This window comes from Paraburkholderia sp. MM5384-R2, assembly GCF_014201025.1.
GTDB classification, from domain to species: domain Bacteria; phylum Pseudomonadota; class Gammaproteobacteria; order Burkholderiales; family Burkholderiaceae; genus Paraburkholderia; species Paraburkholderia tuberum.
The window spans coordinates 255,419-276,765 of the sequence record NZ_JACHDI010000006.1 but is presented as its reverse complement, the minus strand read 5'-3'; the positions used below and the strand labels follow the sequence as shown (position 1 = coordinate 276,765).

Sequence of the window (21,347 nt, the reverse complement as noted above, 5' to 3'; positions counted from 1 at the left end):
GGCACCGGGCTCTCCCATTCGTCCACTCATCCGCCGACCACCCCATGGGTCGTTGCACGCGGCCATCCATGACCGCCTTACCCGGAGTCCTGATGATGAAGAAGATCAAAACCTGCTACCTGACCGAACTCGACGTGACCCGCCTTGAGAAATACGCGGCCACCGACGCCAAGTTGCAGCACATGCTCGACGATGTGCTCGAACGCGCGGTGATCGTCGACTCGCACGACATCCCCGCCGACGTCGTCACGATGAACTCGCAAGCGACGCTGATCGACACGGCGAGCGGCGAACAGATGACGTGGACCGTCGTCTATCCGCCCAACGCCGATTTCGCGCAAGGGCGCCTGAATGTGTTCTCGCCGGCTGGCCTCGCGCTGCTCGGCGCGCGCCGCGGCGAGAGCGTCCGCTTCACGCCACCCAGCGGCGATCAGAAAGTGCTCAAGCTCGACAAAATCCTGTATCAGCCTGAAGCCGCCGACGATTTTTCACTGTAAGCCGGCCGTTCCCTCGCTGTAAGTTGCCTTGTCTGATGCGGTCTCGAATCAAGCATAGGAGATGTCTGGTTTCATCCGGACCAGTTTTTTTGAGTCATTCAGACAGGTTGCCAAACCGCGGGCGGCCGGTGTATCGTGTGCGCTGCTAACGCGGGGGTCCTGCGTAGCGCGGAGCTGGAGGTCCGTGTTGCGTGGGTGAGAAATACCCTTTGAACCTGATCTGGATAATGCCAGCGCAGGGAAGCGTACGGATTTCGCTCCAGCCTCAAGGGCCTCACCTCTCCGCGATTTCCGACTACTTCCATCTCGGTCTCCTGCTTAGCCGCCCCACTTTGTACGGAGACTTACATGAACGCCAATCCGAAGTTTATTTCCGCCGAAGCCCATGTGGACGAGGCCGCCGTCGCGCCGTTGCCGAATTCGCGCAAGGTCTACGTGACCGGCTCGCGCCCCGACATCCGCGTGCCGATGCGCGAAATCTCGCAGGCCGACACGCCCGACAGCTTCGGCGGCGAAAAGAATCCGCCGATCTACGTGTACGACACGTCGGGCCCCTACTCCGACCCGGACGCGGAGATCGACATCCGCGCGGGTCTGCCCGCACTGCGCCAGGCGTGGATCGAGGAGCGCGGCGACACCGAGCCGCTGACCGGTCTGTCGAGCAGCTTCAGCCGCGAGCGCGCCGCCGATCCGGCCACTGTGCAGCTGCGTTTTCCGGGACTGCATCGCACGCCGCGCCGCGCGATCGCCGGCAGGAACGTGACGCAGATGCACTACGCGAAGCAAGGCATCATCACGCCGGAAATGGAATACATCGCGATTCGCGAAAACCAGCGCCGTGCCGAGTACCTCGAGACCCTGAAGACGAGCGGCCCGAACGGCGCGAAGCTCGCCGCGATGATGGGCCGTCAGCACCCCGGCCAGGCGTTCGGCGCGAGCGCGTTCGGTCCGAACGGCCTCACCGAAATCACCGCGGAGTTCGTGCGCGAGGAAATCGCGCGCGGCCGGGCGATCATCCCGAACAACATCAATCACCCGGAAAGCGAGCCGATGATCATCGGCCGCAACTTCCTCGTGAAGGTCAATGCGAACATCGGCAACTCGGCGGTGACATCGTCGATCGGCGAGGAAGTCGACAAGATGACGTGGGCGATCCGCTGGGGCGGCGACACGGTGATGGATCTGTCGACCGGCAAGCACATTCATGAAACACGCGAATGGATCATCCGCAACAGCCCGGTGCCGATCGGCACGGTGCCGATCTATCAGGCGCTCGAAAAGGTCAACGGCAAGGCTGAAGACCTCACCTGGGAAATCTTCCGCGACACGCTGATCGAGCAGGCCGAGCAAGGCGTCGACTACTTCACGATCCACGCAGGCGTGCGTCTGCAATATGTGCCGCTCACGGCGAACCGGATGACCGGCATCGTGTCGCGCGGCGGCTCGATCATGGCGAAGTGGTGTCTCGCGCATCACAAGGAAAGCTTCCTGTACGAGCATTTCGAAGAGATCTGCGAAATCATGAAGGCCTACGACGTGGCCTTCTCGCTCGGCGACGGCCTGCGTCCCGGCTCGATCTACGACGCGAACGACGAAGCGCAACTGGGCGAGCTGAAGACGCTCGGCGAACTCACGCAGATCGCGTGGAAGCACGACGTGCAGGTGATGATCGAAGGTCCGGGCCATGTGCCGATGCAGCTGATCAAGGAGAACATGGACCTGCAGCTCGACTGGTGCGACGAAGCGCCGTTCTACACGCTCGGGCCGCTGACCACCGACATCGCGCCGGGCTACGACCACATCACGTCGGGCATTGGCGCCGCGATGATCGGCTGGTTCGGCACCGCGATGCTGTGCTACGTGACGCCGAAGGAACACCTCGGTCTGCCGAACAAGGACGACGTGAAGACCGGCATCATCACGTACAAGCTCGCCGCGCATGCCGCCGATCTCGCGAAGGGTCATCCGGGTGCGCAGGTGCGCGACAACGCGCTGTCGAAGGCGCGCTTCGAATTCCGCTGGGAAGACCAGTTCAATCTCGGTCTCGACCCGGACAAGGCGCGCGAATTCCACGACGAAACGCTGCCGAAGGATTCGGCCAAGGTCGCACATTTCTGCTCGATGTGCGGCCCGCACTTCTGCTCGATGAAGATCACCCAGGACGTACGCGAGTTCGCCGCGCAACAAGGTGTCACCGACGACGAAGCGCTGAAGAAAGGCATGGAAGTAAAGTCGATCGAGTTCATGAAGCAAGGCGCGGAGATTTATCAACGGCAATGAGCGGGTTGCGCGATTCGCGCTTAACCAGCACTGCAGTATCGAAGCCCGCCGGCATGGCGGGCTTTTCTATTCCACCGCATCGAGCAGGCACGTTGCGTGCTGAGAGAAGGAAACCTCTGTTTCCAACAACGAGCGGAGTCAGCATCATGAAATCGATCCGTCATCTCGGTACTCGTCTTGGTACGGTCGCAGCCGCCCTTTCACTCGTCGCGGGTCTCGCGGCATGCGGCGACATGTCCCCACGCACACGCGATACCGCGATCGGCGCGGGTGTCGGCGGCGCCGCTGGCGCGGCGATCGGTGGCAGCGGCTTGTCGACGCTGGGCGGCGCGGCGGTAGGCGGCGTCATCGGTAACCAGGTCGGCAAGTGAGCGCTGCGTCCGATGACACGTCTAACGATTCATACAGGACAGCAAACGATTTTTTCGGGCCACGATCCGGACTGCCGAGGGCGGCGGATGCGGTGCGCCCTCGTCCCGACAACGCGCGTGGAAATAGGCTGAAATATGCGGTTGCGGTTTTGCCACAGCGCTGCCGCGGCAAGAGCGTAAGCTCCTCATAACGACGTCGCGCAAGGCGGCATCGGTTCATCGAGGAGCGCGCCATGAAGTCCCGCGTCGTCACCCATCTTTGCGTGGTGCGCCTCTCGACGCCACGCGATTCATCCAGTTTTTCCGCGAGATTCGCGCGGCCCGCCACCGCGATTTGCGTGCTCGCCTCGAGTCTCTTTTTTGCAGGCTGCTATTACCCCGCCGGCTACTATCCCGCCGGCTATTACCCGTCGTACTATTCGACCGCGCCCGCGACCACAGCCGACCAAACCGCGCCGGCGACCGATCAGCAGCCGCCGCCTCAAGCCCAGGCGCAAATGCAGGTCGCACCGCAAGACATGCCGCCCGGTTATGCGGTCCCCGCGCCCGTGTATGCGGCGCCGCCGGTTTATCCCGCCTACTATCCGCCGCCGGCTTATCCTTATCCCGCTTATTACGGCTACCCCGCCTACTACGGACCGTCGATTGCGATCGGCATTGGCGGTTATTGGGGCGGCCATTGGGGCGGTCATGGGGGCGGCCACTCGCATTGACCTGTCCTCTTTCGTCGCGGAGCGCGCACGCGCCGGCACTTCAACTGCCGGCGCGCGCGCTACTTCATGAGTCGTTTCTCCGCGCGTATCGCCCTCCGCCGCGCATACCCCGCCCGTACTTTCCCGGCTTGACGCGCCGATCGGGCGCTCTATCCTTGGAAGGTTTCATGCAGCACCCGCTTAAATCGGGCGACGCCGCTTTGTCGAGGCCACTTGCGAGCGTCCGCCGAATCAGAGCGACGCGCCGTCATGCGCAATCCTCCGCGTCGAATTACACAACAACGAAGGAGGCGTGATGTTTCATCAACTACTCACTCCGGTTGGCAATTCGATTTTTCCGTCGTTCATCGTGGCCGCGCTGCCGATCATCGCCGTGCTCGCGCTGCTCGGCTGGGCGCGCAGGCCCGCGTGGCAAGCGTCGCTCGCGGGACTGATCATCGGTTTGATCGTGGCGATTTTCGTCTGGCAGTTTCCGGTCGGGCTCGCGTTCAACTCTGTCGCGGCTGGCGTCGTGTTCGCGATCTGGCCAGTGATGTGGATCGTGTTCACCGCGATCCTGCTGTACAACATCGCGCAGCGCTCGGGACGCTTCGAGGCCTTCCGCCTGTGGATGATCGACAACCTGCCGAACGACCGGCGCACCGTGCTCGTCGTGGTCGGCTTTTCGTTCGGCGCGCTGCTCGAGGGCATTTCGGGTTTCGGCACGCCGGTCGCGATCACGAGCTCGCTGCTGATCATGCTCGGCTTTCCGACGCTCGAGGCGCTAACCTTTACACTGATCTTCAACACCGCGCCGGTCGCGTTCGGCGCGCTCGGCGTGCCGATCACGGTGCTCGGCGCGGTCACGCATCTGCCGTCCGACGTGCTCGGCAAGATGGTCGGGCGGCAATTGCCTTTCTTTGCGGTCCTGCTGCCCTTCTATGTGATCGCCGTGTACGCGGGCTTTCGCAACATGCTGCGGATCTGGCCGGTGCTGCTGGTCTCGGGCCTGAGCTTCGCGCTGACCCAGTTCGTCGTCTCGAACTTCGTGAACTACAGCCTGACCGACGTGCTGTCGTCGCTTGTTTCGCTGATCCTCACCGTTGCGTTCCTGCGCGTCTGGAAGCCCGCCGGCGATCCGAAATTCGCGGTCAACGTCGATCGCATCAGCGAGGTGCGCGGCAAGATCGGCGGCGCACAGGGCTGGTATCCGTGGATCATCGTGTCGGTCGTCGTGATCATCTGGACGATCGCGAGGATCTTCACGATCGGCGACATCAAGGTGTCGTGGCCCGGTCTCGACAAGGCCGTGTTCATCACGCTCTACAACACGCCTTACGGCGCGATCTGGGACTTCCAGCCGCTCGCGACCGGTACCGCGATCCTCGTCGCCGCGCTCATCACGGCGTTCGTCGTACGGCTCCCGCCCGCCGAGTTCGGCAAGGCGATCTCCGATACGTGGGTGCAAACGCGCATCGCGATCCTGACCGTGGCAACGATCGTCGGCCTCGCTTACCTGATGAACTACTCGGGACTCACCTACACGCTCGGTCTCGGCGTTGCGTCGGTCGGGCCGCTGTTTCCGCTCGTGTCGGCGTTCCTCGGCTGGGTGGCGGTGTTCCTGTCGGGCAGCGATACGTCGGGCAATGCGCTGTTCGGCAATCTGCAGGTGGTCGCGGCCAACCAGCTCAATCTGAATCCGGTGCTGATGGCGGCGACCAACTCGTCGGGCGGCGTGATGGGCAAGATGATCTCGCCGCAGAACATCGCGACCGGCGTCGCGACCACCGAGTTGAAGGGCAAGGAAGGCGTCGTGTTCGCCAAGACCTTCAAACATTCGATTCTGCTGACGGTGCTGCTTGGCGTGCTCGTCTGGGCGCAGCAGAACGTCCTTCAATGGATGATTCCGCATTGAGGCCGCGCCAGTAACGGCGCAATGCAATTCACATCTTTTCGGACGGCCGCCCGCGCATCGCGGGCGCCGTTTCCGATCCCATCCCCACTGCCGTTCCGCCGATCGCAATTTTTCTCACATATCGGCGAGAATTGCTCGTTTGGCGCGCGCCCTCGCAGCGCTTACCATCGACCTCATCGGACGCGGCGGTCTCCCGGATCTTGCCGTTTCATCCTGTACTGAAACGATTCGCGCGATCGCACTGTTACGATGAACTGTCGTCCCGACTCAACTGCGCGCGGCGCCATTCCAATGAAAACCAGAAACCTGCTGCAACTGCTGATCCTCGCTGCCCTGTGGGGCGCATCGTTCCTGTTCATCCGCGTCGGCGTGACCGATTTCGGCGTCGCGCCGCTGATGGCGCTGCGCGTCGGCATCGGCGCCCTCTTTCTCGCGATCGTGCTGATCGCGCGACGGCCGCTGCAACAGTCCGTCACCGTGTTGCGCACGCACGCAGTGCCGCTGCTCGTGGTCGGTATCGTCAATTCGGCGGCACCGTTCTGCCTGTTCGCGTATGCCGAGCTGACGCTGTCGGCGGGCGTCACGTCGGTGATCAATGCGTGCGCGCCGCTGTGGGGCGCGCTGGTCGGCTTCCTGTGGCTGCGCGACCGGCTCAGCGCACTGCGCACGCTCGGTCTCGTGGTCGGCTTTCTCGGCGTGCTGATGCTCGTGTGGGATCAGATCGCGGCGCCGGCCGGCTCGGCCGCCTCGCCGCTGAGCGTCGCGCTCGCGGCCGGCGCCGCGCTCGGCGCCACGCTGCTCTACGGCATCGCCGCCAACTACACGAAGCGTCACCTGACTGGCGTCGACGCGCTGACCGTCGCGACCGGCACGATGATCGGCGCGACGATCGTGCTGCTGCCGCTCGCGGTCATCTACTGGCCCGCCGCGCCGGTCTCGCTGCGCGCGTGGGGCGCGGTGATCGCGCTCGGCGTCGCCTGTACCGGCATCGCGTACATGCTTTTCTTCCATCTGATCGCGGTCGCCGGACCGACGCGCGCGATCACCGTGACCTTCGTGATTCCGATCTTCGGCATTCTGTGGGGCGCGTTGTTTCTCGGCGAGACGGTGTCGCCAGGCATGCTCGAAGGGTGCGCGGTGATTCTGGTCGGCACCGCGTTGGCGACCGGCGTGGTCAAGCGCTTGCCGTGGATGGGGACGCGGCGCGCGGATACCTGAGCGCACGCAGTCAATCGGCAACCGCGCCGGGTCGCGGCTTGCCGATCCGGTCACGTTACATTGGCTCACGCGCGCGCCCTTCGCGCGTCAAATGCATAGTCAAAAAAAACCGCCCGGATTTCTCCGGGCGGTTTCGTCGAACCGGCGGCGTCGGCCGCGAGGCTCTCGTATCAGTGCAGCTGGTCGGCCATCAGGCTCATGATCTGCTTGGCCTGCGAGCTTTCGTCGAGTTGCCCCTTGTCGTCGACCACGGCCACGCGGGTCTGGTTCGGCGTCACGGCGCGCACGTTCACGCGATACTGCCTGGCGACCTTCTCCTTCTTGCCGTGGAAGACCTGGCTCCAGAAGCCCTGCTCGGCCGACGACATATCCTTCGGATCGACGTAGCGCACGAAATAGAGGCCGCGGCTCACGTCGCGATCGTCGACCGTGAAATTGCTGCGATCGAGCGCGAGGCCCACGCGCAGCCACGCGCGGTCATACGGCTCGCCGAGCGTGAGTTCGGTCGATGAGAGCTGCGCCGACGTGTTGTTGGCCGAATCCGCATTCGGCATAGGCGGTTGCGCCGCGAGCGCGACGTTCTGCGCGACAACGGCGGCCGTCGCCGAGTTCGCACCCGCCGTCGCCGCGTTCGGCGCGATCTGCGTGCCCGCGGGCGACAGCTCGGCGTTCTGCGTGCCACCCGCGTTGCTACCCGAATCGGCCCGCGCCAGCGAGACCATCAGGCGCTTCAGGTACTCCTGCTCGAGCGCCGGGTCGTTCGGCTTGGGTTGCCACTGGGTCGACTCGTTGTTCGTACCGGTGATCGCCTCACGCATGCCTTTCTGGCTGACGAACACATAGGTGCCGCCCTTCGGCGCCGCTTCGAGACGCGTGCGGAACTTGTTGCGCTCCGAACTCACGTAGCTGTTGCCCATCGCCTTCGACAGCGTGTTGCGGATAAAGCCGTCGTTGATCTGCGCGTGGGTCTCGTTCCAGTCGGTTTCCATCACGCCCTTGTCGCGCTGGTCGACGACGAGCAGGAAGCCCTGCTCCTGCCAGAAGCGGCGGATTTGCGGCCAGGCCTGATCGGGCGTTTTGTTGTCGATCACGAGCCAGCTCTCGGTGCCGTCGCGCTGGATGTGGATGCCCTGGACGGGTGGCACGACCGCGACCGCGTCGCCGGCCGGCGCCTGTGCCTGCACCTGTTTCAGCGTGGACAGCGAGGTTTCGCCGCCCTGCGGCGGCAGCGAACGCTGATCGGCCGTCTCGTCGATCATGTTCGGCGGTATGGCAAGCGATACCTGCTTCGAACGGGAGTCGCTCCTATAGTCGATTTTGGTCGGCGACGAGGTGCCGCAGCCGGCGACCAGCCCGCCTGCCATGAGCATTACTGCAAACCGCTTGGTGAGACGAAAATCAGTCATGTTCGGGGAATCCTTCCGCTACGCCACGGCAAGTTTCCGTGGATCAACCCAACATTTTACCGGTCCCGGCGAGGCCTGTGCAAAAACTGGGGTTTGCCCGCGAATCACCGCATGCCACGGCTACGAAGCGACCACGGGAAAAAAGTCCGCGCCCATCATGCTATTTGCCTTCTTATGAGGTAAATTTAACACTCAATAACACTTTCGGGTTGACCTTGGGAGTATTCCCAAGTCTTTGCCGGAGGCCCGCCGAATAAGGGCTTCCGGTCTGCATGCGGCTTGTTTTTAAACATGGCGCGCGGTCCTGTCCGCCGCGATGTGCAAAGACCAGAAAAAACCAGCGCTAGATTAATCGAGTTATCTCAATAAAAAATCCGGCGCCAAACGAGGAAGGCCTCATGTCCCAGTCCTGTCTCAATCCATCCGCGATCGCCTCGGCGATCGCCGTCGTCGCGTGCTGCGCGAGCTTCGGCGCGCATGCCGAATTGGGCGGCACGATGCCGAGCCAGGCGGTTTCGGGCGCGAGCGCGCCGCGCACGCTGCTCAATGGCGCACTGCGCGAGCGCACGTGGACCGACGCTGGCAATACGACCATCAACGAATACGCGACCAGCACCGGCCTGATCGTCGCCTACGCGTGGCAAGGCCCGACGATGCCGGATCTGCACGCGCTACTCGGCAAATACGGCGACTCGTACAAGACAGGCGCCGCGGCGGCGGCCGGCAGCGGCAATCTGCATTCGTCGCGGATCACGCGCGCCGACGTGATCGTCGAGTCCGGCGGACCGATGCGCGGCTACGTCGGCCGCGCGTGGCTGCCGGCGGCTTTGCCCGCCGGCGTCACCTCCGACGACATCCAGTAACGCGTGCGCCCGCACGCGTCGCTCGCGCCCCCTTCACGCCTGAATTCCATCCGACGGATCGCCACGCCATGAAATCCGCCTTGCGTTTCCATGCCCTGCTTCTGATCGTCTGCGCGGCCCTCGTCGGCTGCGGCGGCGGAGGCGGCAGTTCCTCGTCCGGCTCGTCCGGCTCGGGCTCGACGCCGTCCGCGACCGCGCCGACCTCGTCGACCAGCTCCACGAGCGCGTCGAACACGACGCAGAGCGCGAACGTGCCGCAATCGACCACGCCCAACGTGCAGCTGGTCACGGTCGGCGTATCGCCCGGCAGTACGCGCAACATGCTGACGACGAGCGTCACCGTCTGCCAGGCCGGCACCAGCAACTGCGCGACGATCGACGACATCCAGGTCGACACCGGTTCGAACGGCCTGCGCATCCTCGCATCGGCGCTGCCGACGACCCTGTCGCTGCCGACCATCGCCGCGGGCGGCGGCGTGAGCGCCGAATGCGCGGTGTTCGGCAGCGGTTATGCGTGGGGCTCGATCCGCAACGCGGACGTACGCATGGCCGGCCAACAGGCGTCATCGATTCCGATCCAGGTAATCGCCGACAGTGCGCTGCCCGCCGCACCCACCGACTGCGCGAACTCCGGCGCATCGCTGCTGACGGTGTCGAGCCTGCACTCGAACGGGATCCTCGGCGTGGGCCTGTTCCCGGTCGACTGCGGCAACGGCTGCTCGAACTCCGCATTGCCGCGCTGGTACTACAGCTGCACGACGAGCGGCTGCACCGCAACCGCGCAGCCGCTCGCACAGCAGGTGACCAACCCGGTCAGCAGCTTCCCGCTTGACAACAACGGCGTCGTGATCGACCTGCCGGCCGTCGCCGATGCGGGCGCGGCCAGCGTGTCGGGCTCGTTGATCTTCGGCATCGGCACCCAGTCGAACAACACGCTGACGAGCCCGAACGTCCTGAAGGCGAACGCCGCAACCGGCTACGTGACGACGAACTCGGGCGGTCAGACCTATGCGGTGAGCTATCTCGACAGCGGCTCGAACGGCCTGTTCTTCCACTCGACGCAGTTCCCGTTGTGCGGCTTCTGGTACTGCCCGACTTCGACGCAGTCGGCGAGCGCGTCGATCACCGGCATCGATGGCGTGTCGAGCACGGTGTCATTCGACATAGCCAATTCGAGCACGCTGTTCTCGTCGTCGAACAACGCGTTCGACAATCTCGCCGGCAATTCGAGTCAGGGCTTCGGCTGGGGCTTGCCGTTCTTTTACGGCAAACGCATTTACACGGCGATTGCGGCGCGCAATACGTCGGCCGGCCAGGGGCCGTATTACGCGTTCTGAGGTTGATCGGGTTGGATGCGCAGCGATGGCGCGAGACGCGGACGGGAACTCAGCCCGCCGCGCTGGCGGGTTGCGCGGCCGGCGCGGCCAGCTTTGCCGGCGCGAGCCAGCGGAATACGTCCAGCTCTTCGCCGTGGAACGTGCACTCGGCGGCGGCCGGCGTGCTGACCCTCTTCGGCTCGGCCTGCTTCGCGGCCACGTTGACGTCCGTCGCCGCTTGCGATGCCGATGCCGCGAGCGGCGCGGAGACCGCCACCTCGGACGCGCTTACCCGGTGCTCGATCGTCCCCTCCACCACGACGCGCGAGCCGCGAATCGCGGCCCCGCGATGCGTGACCCGCAGCGTATCCGACGACATCCCCGACGACGCCTCGGCCAGCTTGCTGCGCATCAATTGTTCGCATGCGCCCGAGTTGCGGGTACCGATCGTGCAGGCCGCCAGCAGCGCCGCGGCGCTCGCGACACAGGCGATAGAGAGAAGGCGAATCTTCATCGATGTTCCGTTGTTCCAAGCCTCGGTCATTGTAGCTTACGACCCCGTCGCCCGGCTTCGCGGCCGCCTGCCGCTTGACCTTGACGCGGCGCATCGGCATCGTGTTGACCGGTCGCGCCCTCGACGGCGCAGCCGGCAGTCCGGTTGCCCACATTGCGCGGCGAATTCAAAACGACTCTACCCCCGGTAACGATCCCGGCTTCTTCATGCTCAGCCTCGTCCTGCTCGCGATCGTCGCCTACGCCGCGACCAATATCGACAACCTGTTCGTGCTGCTCGGCTTTCTGACCGAAACGGGCGTGGAGCGGCGCCGCGTGGTCGCGGGACAGTACGCGGGCTCTTTGATCCTCGTCGCCGCGGCGCTCGTGCTAGCGTCCTTGCTCACGCGCCTGCCGGCCGGTTATGTGGGCCTGCTCGGCTTGCTGCCGATCGTCGTGGGCCTGCACAAGGCCTGGCAGCGCTTCGGTCCCGGCCACGCGCGGCGCAACGCCAGCAAAGATAGCGAGGACAGCCGCGCAAGCGCCCCGCCATCCGTTCGCGGCTCATCGAGCTGGACCGTCGCGAGCGTCGCCATCGCCAACGGCTCGGACAACCTCGCCGTCTACGTGCCGCTGTACGCGAGTCGTACGCCCGCCGAGAACGCGCTGGTTTCGCTCGTGTTCGTCGTGATGATCGGGCTCTGGTGCGCGGGCGCGGCATGGCTGGTCGACCACCCGTTGCTCGGCGCGCCGATCCGACGATACGGCTCGGCGCTTCTGCCGCTTATCCTGCTCGCGATAGGCGTATCGGTGATGGTGAACAGCGATACGTTGCGACTTTGGTCCGGCGCGTGATCAACGCGGGGCGTCGACGAAGACTGCGCGGCACGCAACGGCTTCAGCTTGCCGCCTTCAGCGTCGTAGTCTTCGTCTGCCGATCCTGCTTCGCCAGTCTCAATTCGCCGGCTGGGGCGGTTGCACGTATGTACGCACGCCCGCCAGCGGCGCGCCATAGCCGCCCGCGCTCGCGTTGTTCGGCAAGCCGTTGACCAGTTGCGCACGCGGATCGGTCGGATTCAGATTCAGCTCGCCCGCCTGCTGGTTGCCATGCGTCGGATACTCGCTGCCGCGCGCCGCCTGCGGCATCAGACCTGTACCGTTCTGCGGCGCGTTCATGTCGTTCTGCGCGCTGAGCCCCTGCGCGCCGGCCTGCCCGACGAACCCACATGCCAACGCCGCGCACGCGCAGATCCTCGCGAGGCCGGATATCTTCGCTACCCTTTTCATGTTCACCTCCTGCTCTGTGAATTGACGACGCCTCGTGAGCTCACCCCTGAATCGAGTGCCGCGCGAGCGTCCCACGGCACCTTCCCTGCGAGCGGCCGCTCGGCCCCTTCTGCAGTCGAGCAGGCCGCCGCCCACTCCACCTCGGCCCACTCCACCTCGGCCCTTGACGCTTTCTCAATAATATGTTCCCATTGCGCACTATGTACCGCGCCCAGACCACCCTATCGCTACTACTAGCCCGCTCTACCGGGCTAGGTCTGCTGCTGCGCGCGTCCGCTTCTCTCTGATACACCGAAGCATCGCTTGAATCCCCAGTAACTGACCCAGCCCCGGTTTCCGACCGGCGGCCCAGTATCGCGTTTTCGTCGTCCGGTCGACACCCATTCCACGGTTTCTCCCCCGGATGATGAAAATGTTGAAAAACCCTGCTACCAAGTACCGTTCGTTCAAGCCGATCAATTTGACGGATCGCCAGTGGCCGTCGCGCACCATCACGCGCGCGCCGATCTGGATGAGCACCGACCTGCGCGACGGCAACCAGGCGCTGTTCGAGCCGATGAACGCCGAGCGCAAGATGCGCATGTTCAAGACGCTGGTGCAGATCGGCTTCAAGGAAATCGAAGTCGCGTTTCCGTCGGCGTCGCAGACCGATTTCAACTTCGTGCGCGAACTGATCGAGGGCGGCCATATTCCCGACGACGTGACGATCGAAGTGCTCACGCAGGCGCGCGACGATCTGATCGAGCGTACTTTCGAATCGTTGCGCGGCGCCCCGCGCGCGATCGTCCATCTGTACAACGCGACCGCGCCGGAATTCCGCAAGATCGTGTTCGGCCTCGAAAAGAGCGGCGTGATCGAACTCGCGCAGAAGGCCGCGCGCACGATGAAACGCCTCGCCGACGCGCAACCGGACACGCACTTCACGCTGCAATACAGCCCGGAAGTGTTCAGCGGCACCGAACTCGAATTCGCGAAGGAAGTCTGCGACGCGGTGTTCGACATCTGGCAACCGACGCCCGAGCACAAGGCGATCGTCAATCTGCCGGCCACCGTCGAAATGGCCACGCCGAACGTCTACGCCGACCAGATCGAATGGATGCACCGCAATCTCGCGCGCCGCGACTCGCTGATCGTCTCCGTCCACCCGCATAACGACCGCGGCACGGCCGTCGCGGCCGCGGAGCTCGCGGTGATGGCGGGTGCGGATCGCGTCGAAGGTTGCCTGTTCGGCAACGGCGAGCGCACCGGCAACGTCGACCTCGTCACGCTCGCGTTGAACCTGTACACGCAGGGCGTCGACCCCGAACTCGATTTCTCGAACATCAACGAAGTCGCGCGCACGGCCGAGGAATGCACGCAGTTGCCGGTGCATCCGCGTCATCCGTATGTCGGCGATCTCGTCTTCACCGCGTTCTCGGGCTCGCACCAGGACGCGATCAAGAAGGGCTTCGCCGCGCAGAAGCCGGACGCGATCTGGGAAGTGCCGTACATGCCGATCGATCCGAGCGACCTCGGCCGAACCTACGACTCCGTGATTCGCGTGAACAGCCAGTCGGGCAAGGGCGGTATCGCGTACCTGCTCGAGCAGAGCTACGGCGTCGTGTTGCCGCGCCGTCTGCAGGTCGATTTCAGCTCGGCCGTGCAGCGCTTCACCGACCAGAGCGGCCAGGAAGTCACGCCTGTGCAGATCTGGGAACTGTTCCAGCAGGAATACGTGCGCACGGCCGAGCCGGTCCGCTATATCAGCCACAGCCTGTCCGAGCATGACGGCCGCGAGCACATCAAGCTCAACGTCGAAATCAACGGCACGCCGCGCGTGCTGGGCGGCTCCGGCAACGGCCCGCTCGACGCGCTGATGCACGCCTTCGACGTGCCCGTGCGCATCCAGCACTACGAGGAACGCGCGCTCACGCAGGGCGCCGATGCGCGCGCGATCGCGATCGCCGAAATGGCCGGCGCCGATGTGGCCGGCAGCGCGTTCGGCGTCGGTGTCGATGCGAACCTGATCACCGCGTCGATCCGCGCGGTGATCAGCGGCGTGAACCGCGCGTATGCACGCGTGAACACGGATGCCCAGGAGCGCTTCTTCGACGCCGCGCTGAGCGACGCGACGGTGTGAGGCCAGCGTCTGCCGAGTTGAACGTGCGGCACGCCGCATGTTCGACGGGCTGACGACAACGAAGAAGGGGCGTTTCGACGCCCCTTCTTTTTTAATGTGGATTTATCCGCGTCAACGTTTCGGCCGACGGTCAATGAAACACGTCCCGGCCGAAGTACTTCAGCGAAATCCGCTGATACGTACCGTCTTTTCTCATGCCGGCGAGCGCGTCGTCGATCGCCAGGCGCAGCTTCGGATTGCCCTTGCGGATCAGAACGGCCGACTTGTCGCTGCTATCGGGCGACGTATCGACCGCGACCACCTTGATCCTCGCCTCGGGCTCGCGCTTCCTGTAGTCGAGAAACGACAATGAATCGTTGACGGTCGCGTCGACGCGGCCCGCGACGAGCAGATCGATCGATTCGTCGAAGCCCTGCGCCGGAATCACCTGCGCGCCGTGCGCGGCCGCGATCCTGCCGACGTTGCTGGTCAGCGTATTGGCCGATTTGCGGCCCTTCAGGTCGTCGAAAGATTTGATCGTCGTGTTGTCCGATGCGACGATCAGCACCGCGTGCGACGTGATGTACGGGTCCGAGTAATCGTATTTGAGCTTGCGCTCGTCGGTGATCGCGACCTCGTTGATCACCGCGTCGTAGCGATTGACGTCGAGACCGGCGACCAGTCCTTCCCATTTGCCTTCGATGAATTGCGGCTTGACGCCGAGACGCTGCGCGATCGCGCTCCCAAGCTCGACGTCGAAGCCGGTCAGCTTGCCCGCGTCGTCGTGGTAGGTGAACGGGGCGTACGTACCTTCGGTGCCGATCCGGAACACGCCCGATGCCTTGATCCGCGCGAGATCGTCGGCACTAGCCGGATGCGCGAGTGCTGCCTGCAACAGCGCAATCATCGCAAGTGAACGAATCGGCTTCATCGGACGGCTCCGTCTGAGTGGCTGCGCGGGTGGCGGACTGCCGCGTTTGGCGGGGAGTGCCGGCGTGCGACCGGCTGTGTGGGCCGACTGTAGCAAACCGTCCGCGATTTTCAAAGCGCTTCGCGCGCGGTGCGTCGATCCGCACAGGTCAGCCGCGGCGCTCTGCCGTCAAGCATATGGCGCAGGCAAAAAGGCCCCGCAAGCGCTCATGCTTTCACGAGCCTTTGCGGAGCCTTTTCGCGCAGCTTTCGGTGTGGGTCGGCGTGTCGGCGCGCCGCTCAGTACGTCTCCAGATGCAGCCGCCCTTCCCGCTTCAGCTTCGCCCACAACGCTTCCCAATCGAGCTGATGCTGCTCGCCGATATCCTTGAGCGCCAGCAGCACACCGTCCTCCATGCCCTTGAGGCCGCACACGTAGATATAGGTGTTGTCGTCCTGCAGCAGGTTCGCGACGTCGGCCGAACGTTCGCGCATTGCGTCCTGCACGTAGCGCTTCGCCTGTCCCGGGGTGCGCGAAAACGCGAGCGTGGTGTCGATGAAATCCTTCGGCAGATTCGTCAGCGGTCCAAAGTACGGCAGCTCCTCCTTGGTACGCGCGCCGAAGAACAACATCAGCTTGCCGGTCGCGCCTTTGAGGCGCTTGCGGCGGCGGTACTCGGTCATCGCGCGCATCGGCGCGGAACCGGTGCCCGTGCAGATCATCAGCAGATGCGAGTTCGGATGATTCGGCATCAGGAAGGTGCTGCCGAACGGACCGATCACGTTGACCACGTCGCCCTTCTTCAGATCGCACAGATAGTTAGAGCACACGCCGTCGATCGCGTCGCCGTGCTGCTGCGACACCCGCTTCACCGTCAGCGACACGTTGTTATAGCCGGGCCGCTCGCCATCGCGCGGACTCGCGATCGAGTACTGGCGCGCGTGATGCACGCGGCCGGCGGCAGCAGCTCCCGGCGGCAGAATGCCGATCGACTGGCCTTCGAGCACCGGAAACGGCATCGAGCCGAAATCGAGCACGATGTGATGGATGTCGCTCGACGTCGCGCTGTCGGTGAGCCGGTAGTTGCCGACCACCGTCGCGGTGGTCGGCGCCTTATGCGTGTAGAGATTCACGTACGGCTTCGCGGCCGACCACGGCGGCACGAGCGCGCCGCGCACGGTATCGACTTCGATGCCGTCCGCTTCGGCGGCGCTGTCGCCCGCGGCCACCGGTTCTTCAGCCGGCACCGCCATCGTGTTCTGCTCCGGCAACACGTCCCACGTAAACTGCTCGTCGATCGAATACGCGTCGGCCTTCAGCACGGTGCGCCAGTTGTCGATCGCGCCGGTCGGGCACGGCGGCACGCAGGCCATGCAGCCGTTGCAGACGTCGGCCTTCACGACGTAGTTGTTGTCGTCGTGCGTGATCGCATCGACCGGACAGGTCTCTTCGCAGGTATTGCAGCGAATGCAGATCTCCGGATCGATCAGATGCTGCCGCAGAACTTCGACCGATACTGGGCCGTTCATGACTTCCTCGCCTGCTTCAGTTGAAGCGCACGTATTCGAAATCGAGTGGCTGACGGTTCACGCCCATCGCGGGCGGCGCGATCCAGTTCGCGAACTTGCCCGGCTCGGCGACGCGGCCCATCAGCGAAGCGACGAACGCGCGGTCTTCCGGCGTGGCGAGCCAGTGCGCTTCGTTGGCGGCCCATTCGGCTTCGCTGAGCACGCGGCCGTCCGGCGACACCCGCGTGCCCGCGAACGTGCCGATCTGCCGGTTGAACGCCTTGTGCGGCACCGTCATGCGAAAGTCGATGCCAGCCTTCTCGAGCACCTTGTTCCAGCGCCCAACGCCCGCAACCGAGTCCTTGATGTAATCGTCGCGCAGCACTTCGTTCATCGCGTTGAGCATCGGCACTTCGCGCTCGACGAGCTTGCCGTCCTGCACGTCGAGCAGCTTGTAAGCATGCTCGTTCAGGCGATGATCGTCGTCGCGCTTGCCTTCCTCGTAGCGGCCCTTCAGACCCGAGCTATAGAACGTCGCCGCGTTCGACGAATGATCGGCGCCGAACAGGTCGATCGTGACCGAGTAATGGAAGTTCAGATAGCGCTGGATGGTCGGCAGATCGATCACGCCGGCCGCGCGGATCTTCGAGACGTCGTCGGTGCCGAGTTCGTTCATCACCTGAGCGGCGCGCTGGATCACGCGCGACACGCCCGATTCGCCGACGAACATATGATGCGCTTCCTCGGTCAGCATGAACTTCGTCGTGCGCGCGAGCGGATCGAAACCCGACTCCGCGAGCGCCGACAACTGGAACTTGCCGTCGCGGTCGGTGAAGTACGTGAACATGTAGAACGCGAGCCAGTCCGGCGTTTTCTCGTTGAACGCGCCGAGAATGCGCGGGTTGTCCTCGTCGCCCGAGCGACGGCCAAGCAATGCTTCGGCTTCCTCTCGACCGTCGCGGCCGAAGTAGCGATGCAGCAGATACACCATCGCCCACAAGTGGCGGCCTTCCTCGACGTTGACCTGGAACAGGTTGCGCAGATCGTACAGCGACGGCGCGGTCAAACCGAGGTGACGCTGCTGCTCGACCGAGGCCGGTTCCGTATCGCCCTGCGTGACGATGATGCGGCGCAGGTTCGCGCGATGCTCGCCGGGCACGTCCTGCCACGCGGCTTCGCCCTTGTGCTCGCCGAAGTGGATCGTGCGATCCTGCTCGCCCGGCGTGAGGAAAATGCCCCAGCGGTACTCGGGCATCTTCACGTAGTCGAAGTGCGCCCAGCCGCCCGCATCGACGCTGACCGCGGTGCGCAGATACACGTCGTAGCCGTGCGAGCCTTCCGGGCCCATGTCGCCCCACCATGACAGAAAGTTCGGCTGCCATTGTTCGAGCGCGCGTTGCAGCGCGCGGTCGTCGGCGAGGTTGACGTTGTTCGGAATCTTTTCGCTGTAGTTGATCGAGGACATGGTCGGTTCCCTGGGTCAATTCCCTGTTCGGAAGCTGCAGTGGCGAGAGGCGCGTATCGGCAGGCGGCGTCGTTCAGTCGGAGTGAGCGCGGCGCATCTCACACGCGCGACACATCGAATTGCGCCTTGCTGCCCTTGCCGTACACCTTGAGCGCACCCTTCTCGCCCACTGCGTTCGGCCGGTTGAAGATCCAGTTCTGCCAGGCGGTGAGACGCCCGAAAATGCGCGTCTCCATCGTCTCCGGCCCATTGAAGCGCAGATTCGCTTCGAGGCCGGTCAAGGCATCGGGCGACATCGCCGCGCGTTCTTCGAGCGCGATGCGGATTTCGTCGGCCCAATCGATATCGTCCGGCGACGCGGTGACGAGACCGAGGCGCTCCGCGTCGAGCGCCTTGACCGGCTGGCCGATCAGCGCGCGCGCCGCGTCGAGCGGCTCGGCTTCCTCGTAAAAGCGCCGCGCGAGCCGCGACTGATGCGTCACCATCGGATACAGGCCGAAGTTGACTTCCGACAGCGTGATCGCCGGCTCCTCGTCCTCGTTGTCGGGCAGCGCGGCCATGTAGGTGCGATCGGCGGCGAACGCGAGTTCCGCGAACGTGCCGGCGAAGCATGAACCCGGCTCGATCAGCGTGAAGATGGAGCGCGACGACACGTCGAGGCGCGCGAGCGTGCGGCGCAGCATGCCGATCGTTTCGCGCACGAACCAGTGATCCTTGTGCTGCAGCAGCGTCGCATCGACCGCGAGCAGATGGCGCGCGTCGCCTTCGGTCTTGAACACCCAGGTGCCGATGTCGAGCGCGTTGGTGCGCATCGAGAGGATCGCGTCGTCGAGTTCGCGGGCGAATTGCAGCGGCCACCAATTGGCGCCGGCCGCGGCGATCGCGGCGAGGTCGGTCGGTTGCCCGGTCTGTGGCGCGCGCGCGGTGAAGGTCGCCACACGTTTCGCGCGATCGATCGTGACGTCGACCGTCTGATAGCTGAGGCCAGCTTCGCGATCCGTGCGTTCGATGCGCGTGAGCGCGACGCCGGGCGCTCCGGCCGGACGATCACTGTGCGCGCCGAGTTCGAGCGCGCGCGCCTGAATGGCCTGCTCGAACTGGTTCGGCTTCACGACTTCGTCGACGAGACGCCAGGCCTTCGCGCGTTCGCCGCGCACGCCCTCGACCACCGTGCAGAAGATATCCGCGCGATCGTGGCGCACCTTGCGCTTATCGGTCACGCGCGTGAGTCCGCCAGTGCCGGGCAGCACGCCGAGCAGCGGCACTTCCGGCAGCGACACCGAAGAGGAACGATCGTCGATCAGATAGATTTCATCGCAGGCGAGCGCGAGTTCATAACCGCCGCCCGCGCACGCGCCGTTCACCGCGGCGAGAAACTTCAGCCCCGAATGGCGCGACGAATCTTCGAGCCCGTTGCGGGTTTCGTTCGTGAATTTGCAGAAGTTGACCTTCCACGCGTGCGATGACAGCCCCAGCATGAAGATATTCGCGCCCGAGCAGAAGACCCGGTCCTTCAGGCTCGTCACCACCACCGTGCGGACTTCCGGATGCTCGAAGCGAATGCGCTGAATCGCGTCGTGAAGCTCGATGTCGACGCCGAGATCATACGAATTGAGCTTCAGCTTGTAGCCGTCGCGAATGCCGCCGTCCTCGGCGATGTCGATGCCGAGCGTCGCGACCGGACCGTTGAAGCTGAGCTTCCAGTGCTTGTACTGCGACGGCTCGGTGCGATAGTCGACCGGCGCGGCCTGAGCAACGGCGGTGGGTGCTGTGGACATGGGGCGTCTCCTGACTGGACGATGCAATCTGTTTTTTGAACAATAGTGCATCGTCATACCGGCGTAAAGCACTTTAGTGCATTTTTACGGGGAAACCCTGGCGTCCACGATCGGTCAGTTCACGCGCGCCTCGTCGGGGGCTTGCGCCGCGAGCCGCGCGGCGAGACGGTCGCGCAACTGCAGATACGCATCGGCGAGCGTCTTTTCGCTGGTGTCGAACGACATGTCCGCGCGTCCGTATAGCTCGGCGCGCCCGGCGAGGATGCGCTTCAGGTCGTCCATCGCCTCGCGGTTGCCGGACATCGGCCGCAGATCGCCTTGCGCGACGACGCGGCGCATATGTTCCTCGGGCGTCGCCTGCAACCACACGGTGAAGCAGTGCGACAGCAGCGCGTTGAACGTGCCCGCTTCCGACACGAGCCCGCCCGGCGACGCGATCACCGCGTGCGGATGCTCGTGGATCACCGCCTCGAGCGCGCGTTGCTCGTAGCGTCGATACGCGCTCGCGCCGTACAGCGAATGAATCTCCGACGGCGGACAGCCCGCGAGCTGTTCGATCACGCGCGTGAGCTCGATGAACGGCACCTTGCGCTCCTGCGCGAGCATGCGCCCGAGCGTCGACTTACCCGCGCCGCGCAGGCCGATCAGCGCGATGCGGTCCTTGCGGTGCGGGTCGCGCGGCGCCTGCGCGAACATCTCGGCGAGCGCGATGCGCGCGCGCTGCAGTGCCGCCTTGTCGCGCCCCTGCAGCAGCTCGCGGATCAGCAGCCATTCGGCGGACGCGGTGGTTTCGTCGCCGATCACCTCGGCGAGCGAGCAGTTCAGCGTCGCCGCGAGCTGCCGCAGCACCAGCACCGACGCATTGCCGACGCCCGATTCGAGGTTCGCCAGATGCCGCTCCGACAAACCGGTTTCGGCCGCCAGCGTCTTGCGCGTCATGCCGCGGCGCGCGCGCAGCAAACGCACACGCTCGCCCATCGCGGTCAGGAACGGATCGCGTTCTTCGCGCTCGCCGCCACGTTCGGCCGTGCGTTCACCCGCGCGCTCGTTACGTTCGGCGCGGGCCGCGTCGTCGTCGGTATCGTCCAACGGTGCGGGAGGGTACTTTTGATTCATGTTTTTCGACCTCGTGACTACGATACATGTACTATAGTGCTTGACACGCACCAGGTGAACGGTTTAATTTTCGCCAAAAGCTGATCCAATCACAAACACAGTCGCGCGCCGCCTTGGCATTCCGGCCGCGTCATG

18 protein-coding genes and 1 riboswitch are annotated in these 21,347 nt (G+C 64.6%); of the genes, 10 read left to right on the top strand and 8 right to left on the bottom strand.

From position 1 onward, the window contains the following. Positions 1-92 precede the first annotated feature (92 nt). The 6 genes from HDG37_RS13335 to HDG37_RS13310 all read left to right on the top strand — a co-directional run bounded on the left by HDG37_RS13335 (position 93) and on the right by HDG37_RS13310 (position 6,973). Positions 93-497 (top strand): GreA/GreB family elongation factor, encoded by a 405-nt coding sequence (locus HDG37_RS13335; protein ID WP_184047982.1) that lies wholly within the window; start codon positions 93-95, stop codon positions 495-497. 142 nt (positions 498-639) lie between these two features. Beyond that, positions 640-757, top strand: a riboswitch (TPP riboswitch). Positions 758-845: 88 nt separating this feature from the next. Then, positions 846-2,777 carry a phosphomethylpyrimidine synthase ThiC gene (thiC, locus tag HDG37_RS13330; protein WP_184047979.1) on the top strand — a complete coding sequence of 644 codons (1,932 nt, stop codon included), beginning with the start codon at positions 846-848 and terminating at the stop codon, positions 2,775-2,777. A gap of 146 nt (positions 2,778-2,923) precedes the next feature. Continuing rightward, positions 2,924-3,148: a glycine zipper 2TM domain-containing protein gene (locus HDG37_RS13325; RefSeq protein ID WP_184047976.1), complete on the top strand. Its 225-nt coding sequence runs from the start codon at positions 2,924-2,926 to the stop codon at positions 3,146-3,148. 233 nt (positions 3,149-3,381) lie between these two features. Next, positions 3,382-3,861, top strand: a complete 480-nt coding sequence (locus tag HDG37_RS13320; RefSeq protein WP_184047973.1) for a hypothetical protein — start codon at positions 3,382-3,384, stop codon at positions 3,859-3,861. 295 nt (positions 3,862-4,156) lie between these two features. Further along, positions 4,157-5,755, top strand: coding sequence for an L-lactate permease (locus tag HDG37_RS13315; RefSeq protein ID WP_184047971.1), 1,599 nt, complete (start codon positions 4,157-4,159; stop codon positions 5,753-5,755). Between the two features lie 291 nt (positions 5,756-6,046). Further along, a complete protein-coding gene (locus tag HDG37_RS13310; protein WP_260334756.1) occupies positions 6,047-6,973 on the top strand; it encodes a DMT family transporter in 927 nt (308 codons plus the stop codon). A 170-nt stretch (positions 6,974-7,143) separates the two neighbouring features. Here the strand turns inward: HDG37_RS13310 and bamC are convergent, their stop codons facing one another. Next, complete coding sequence (gene bamC, locus HDG37_RS13305) at positions 7,144-8,379, bottom strand: outer membrane protein assembly factor BamC (RefSeq protein ID WP_184047965.1); 1,236 nt, start codon at positions 8,377-8,379, stop codon at positions 7,144-7,146. A gap of 398 nt (positions 8,380-8,777) precedes the next feature. Between bamC and HDG37_RS13300 the strand changes: the two genes are divergently transcribed. Both HDG37_RS13300 and HDG37_RS13295 read left to right on the top strand, forming a co-directional pair. Then, positions 8,778-9,242, top strand: a complete 465-nt coding sequence (locus HDG37_RS13300) for a DUF2844 domain-containing protein (protein ID WP_184047962.1) — start codon at positions 8,778-8,780, stop codon at positions 9,240-9,242. Positions 9,243-9,310: 68 nt separating this feature from the next. Beyond that, entirely contained in the window at positions 9,311-10,579 is a 1,269-nt protein-coding gene (locus tag HDG37_RS13295; RefSeq protein ID WP_184047959.1) for a DUF3443 domain-containing protein, read from the top strand. A 49-nt stretch (positions 10,580-10,628) separates the two neighbouring features. On the opposite strand, the gene HDG37_RS13290 is transcribed toward HDG37_RS13295, so the two are convergent. Continuing rightward, positions 10,629-11,072, bottom strand: coding sequence for a hypothetical protein (locus HDG37_RS13290; RefSeq protein ID WP_184047956.1), 444 nt, complete (start codon positions 11,070-11,072; stop codon positions 10,629-10,631). Between the two features lie 206 nt (positions 11,073-11,278). Here HDG37_RS13290 and HDG37_RS13285 point away from each other — a divergent pair, with 206 nt between their 5' ends. Continuing rightward, complete coding sequence (locus tag HDG37_RS13285; protein WP_184047953.1) at positions 11,279-11,905, top strand: cadmium resistance transporter; 627 nt, start codon at positions 11,279-11,281, stop codon at positions 11,903-11,905. A 99-nt stretch (positions 11,906-12,004) separates the two neighbouring features. On the opposite strand, the gene HDG37_RS13280 is transcribed toward HDG37_RS13285, so the two are convergent. Next, positions 12,005-12,337, bottom strand: coding sequence for a hypothetical protein (locus tag HDG37_RS13280; RefSeq protein WP_184047950.1), 333 nt, complete (start codon positions 12,335-12,337; stop codon positions 12,005-12,007). Between the two features lie 412 nt (positions 12,338-12,749). Here HDG37_RS13280 and leuA point away from each other — a divergent pair, with 412 nt between their 5' ends. After that, positions 12,750-14,456 carry a 2-isopropylmalate synthase gene (gene leuA / locus HDG37_RS13275; protein WP_184047947.1) on the top strand — a complete coding sequence of 569 codons (1,707 nt, stop codon included), beginning with the start codon at positions 12,750-12,752 and terminating at the stop codon, positions 14,454-14,456. Positions 14,457-14,586: 130 nt separating this feature from the next. On the opposite strand, the gene HDG37_RS13270 is transcribed toward leuA, so the two are convergent. The 5 genes from HDG37_RS13270 to HDG37_RS13250 form a co-directional block, all read right to left on the bottom strand. Continuing rightward, the gene (locus HDG37_RS13270) at positions 14,587-15,366 is read right to left on the bottom strand and encodes an amino acid ABC transporter substrate-binding protein (protein ID WP_184047944.1); all 780 of its coding nucleotides are present in this window, start codon (positions 15,364-15,366) and stop codon (positions 14,587-14,589) included. A gap of 278 nt (positions 15,367-15,644) precedes the next feature. Then, positions 15,645-16,874: a benzoyl-CoA 2,3-epoxidase subunit BoxA gene (boxA, locus tag HDG37_RS13265; protein ID WP_184047941.1), complete on the bottom strand. Its 1,230-nt coding sequence runs from the start codon at positions 16,872-16,874 to the stop codon at positions 15,645-15,647. Between the two features lie 16 nt (positions 16,875-16,890). Next, entirely contained in the window at positions 16,891-18,318 is a 1,428-nt protein-coding gene (gene boxB / locus HDG37_RS13260; protein WP_184047938.1) for a benzoyl-CoA 2,3-epoxidase subunit BoxB, read from the bottom strand. 98 nt (positions 18,319-18,416) lie between these two features. Continuing rightward, positions 18,417-20,096 (bottom strand): 2,3-epoxybenzoyl-CoA dihydrolase, encoded by a 1,680-nt coding sequence (gene boxC, locus HDG37_RS13255; protein WP_184047935.1) that lies wholly within the window; start codon positions 20,094-20,096, stop codon positions 18,417-18,419. A 114-nt stretch (positions 20,097-20,210) separates the two neighbouring features. Further along, on the bottom strand, positions 20,211-21,212 hold the full coding sequence (locus HDG37_RS13250; protein ID WP_184047930.1) for a helix-turn-helix transcriptional regulator: 1,002 nt from the start codon (positions 21,210-21,212) through the stop codon (positions 20,211-20,213). Between the last annotated feature and the right edge of the window lie 135 nt (positions 21,213-21,347).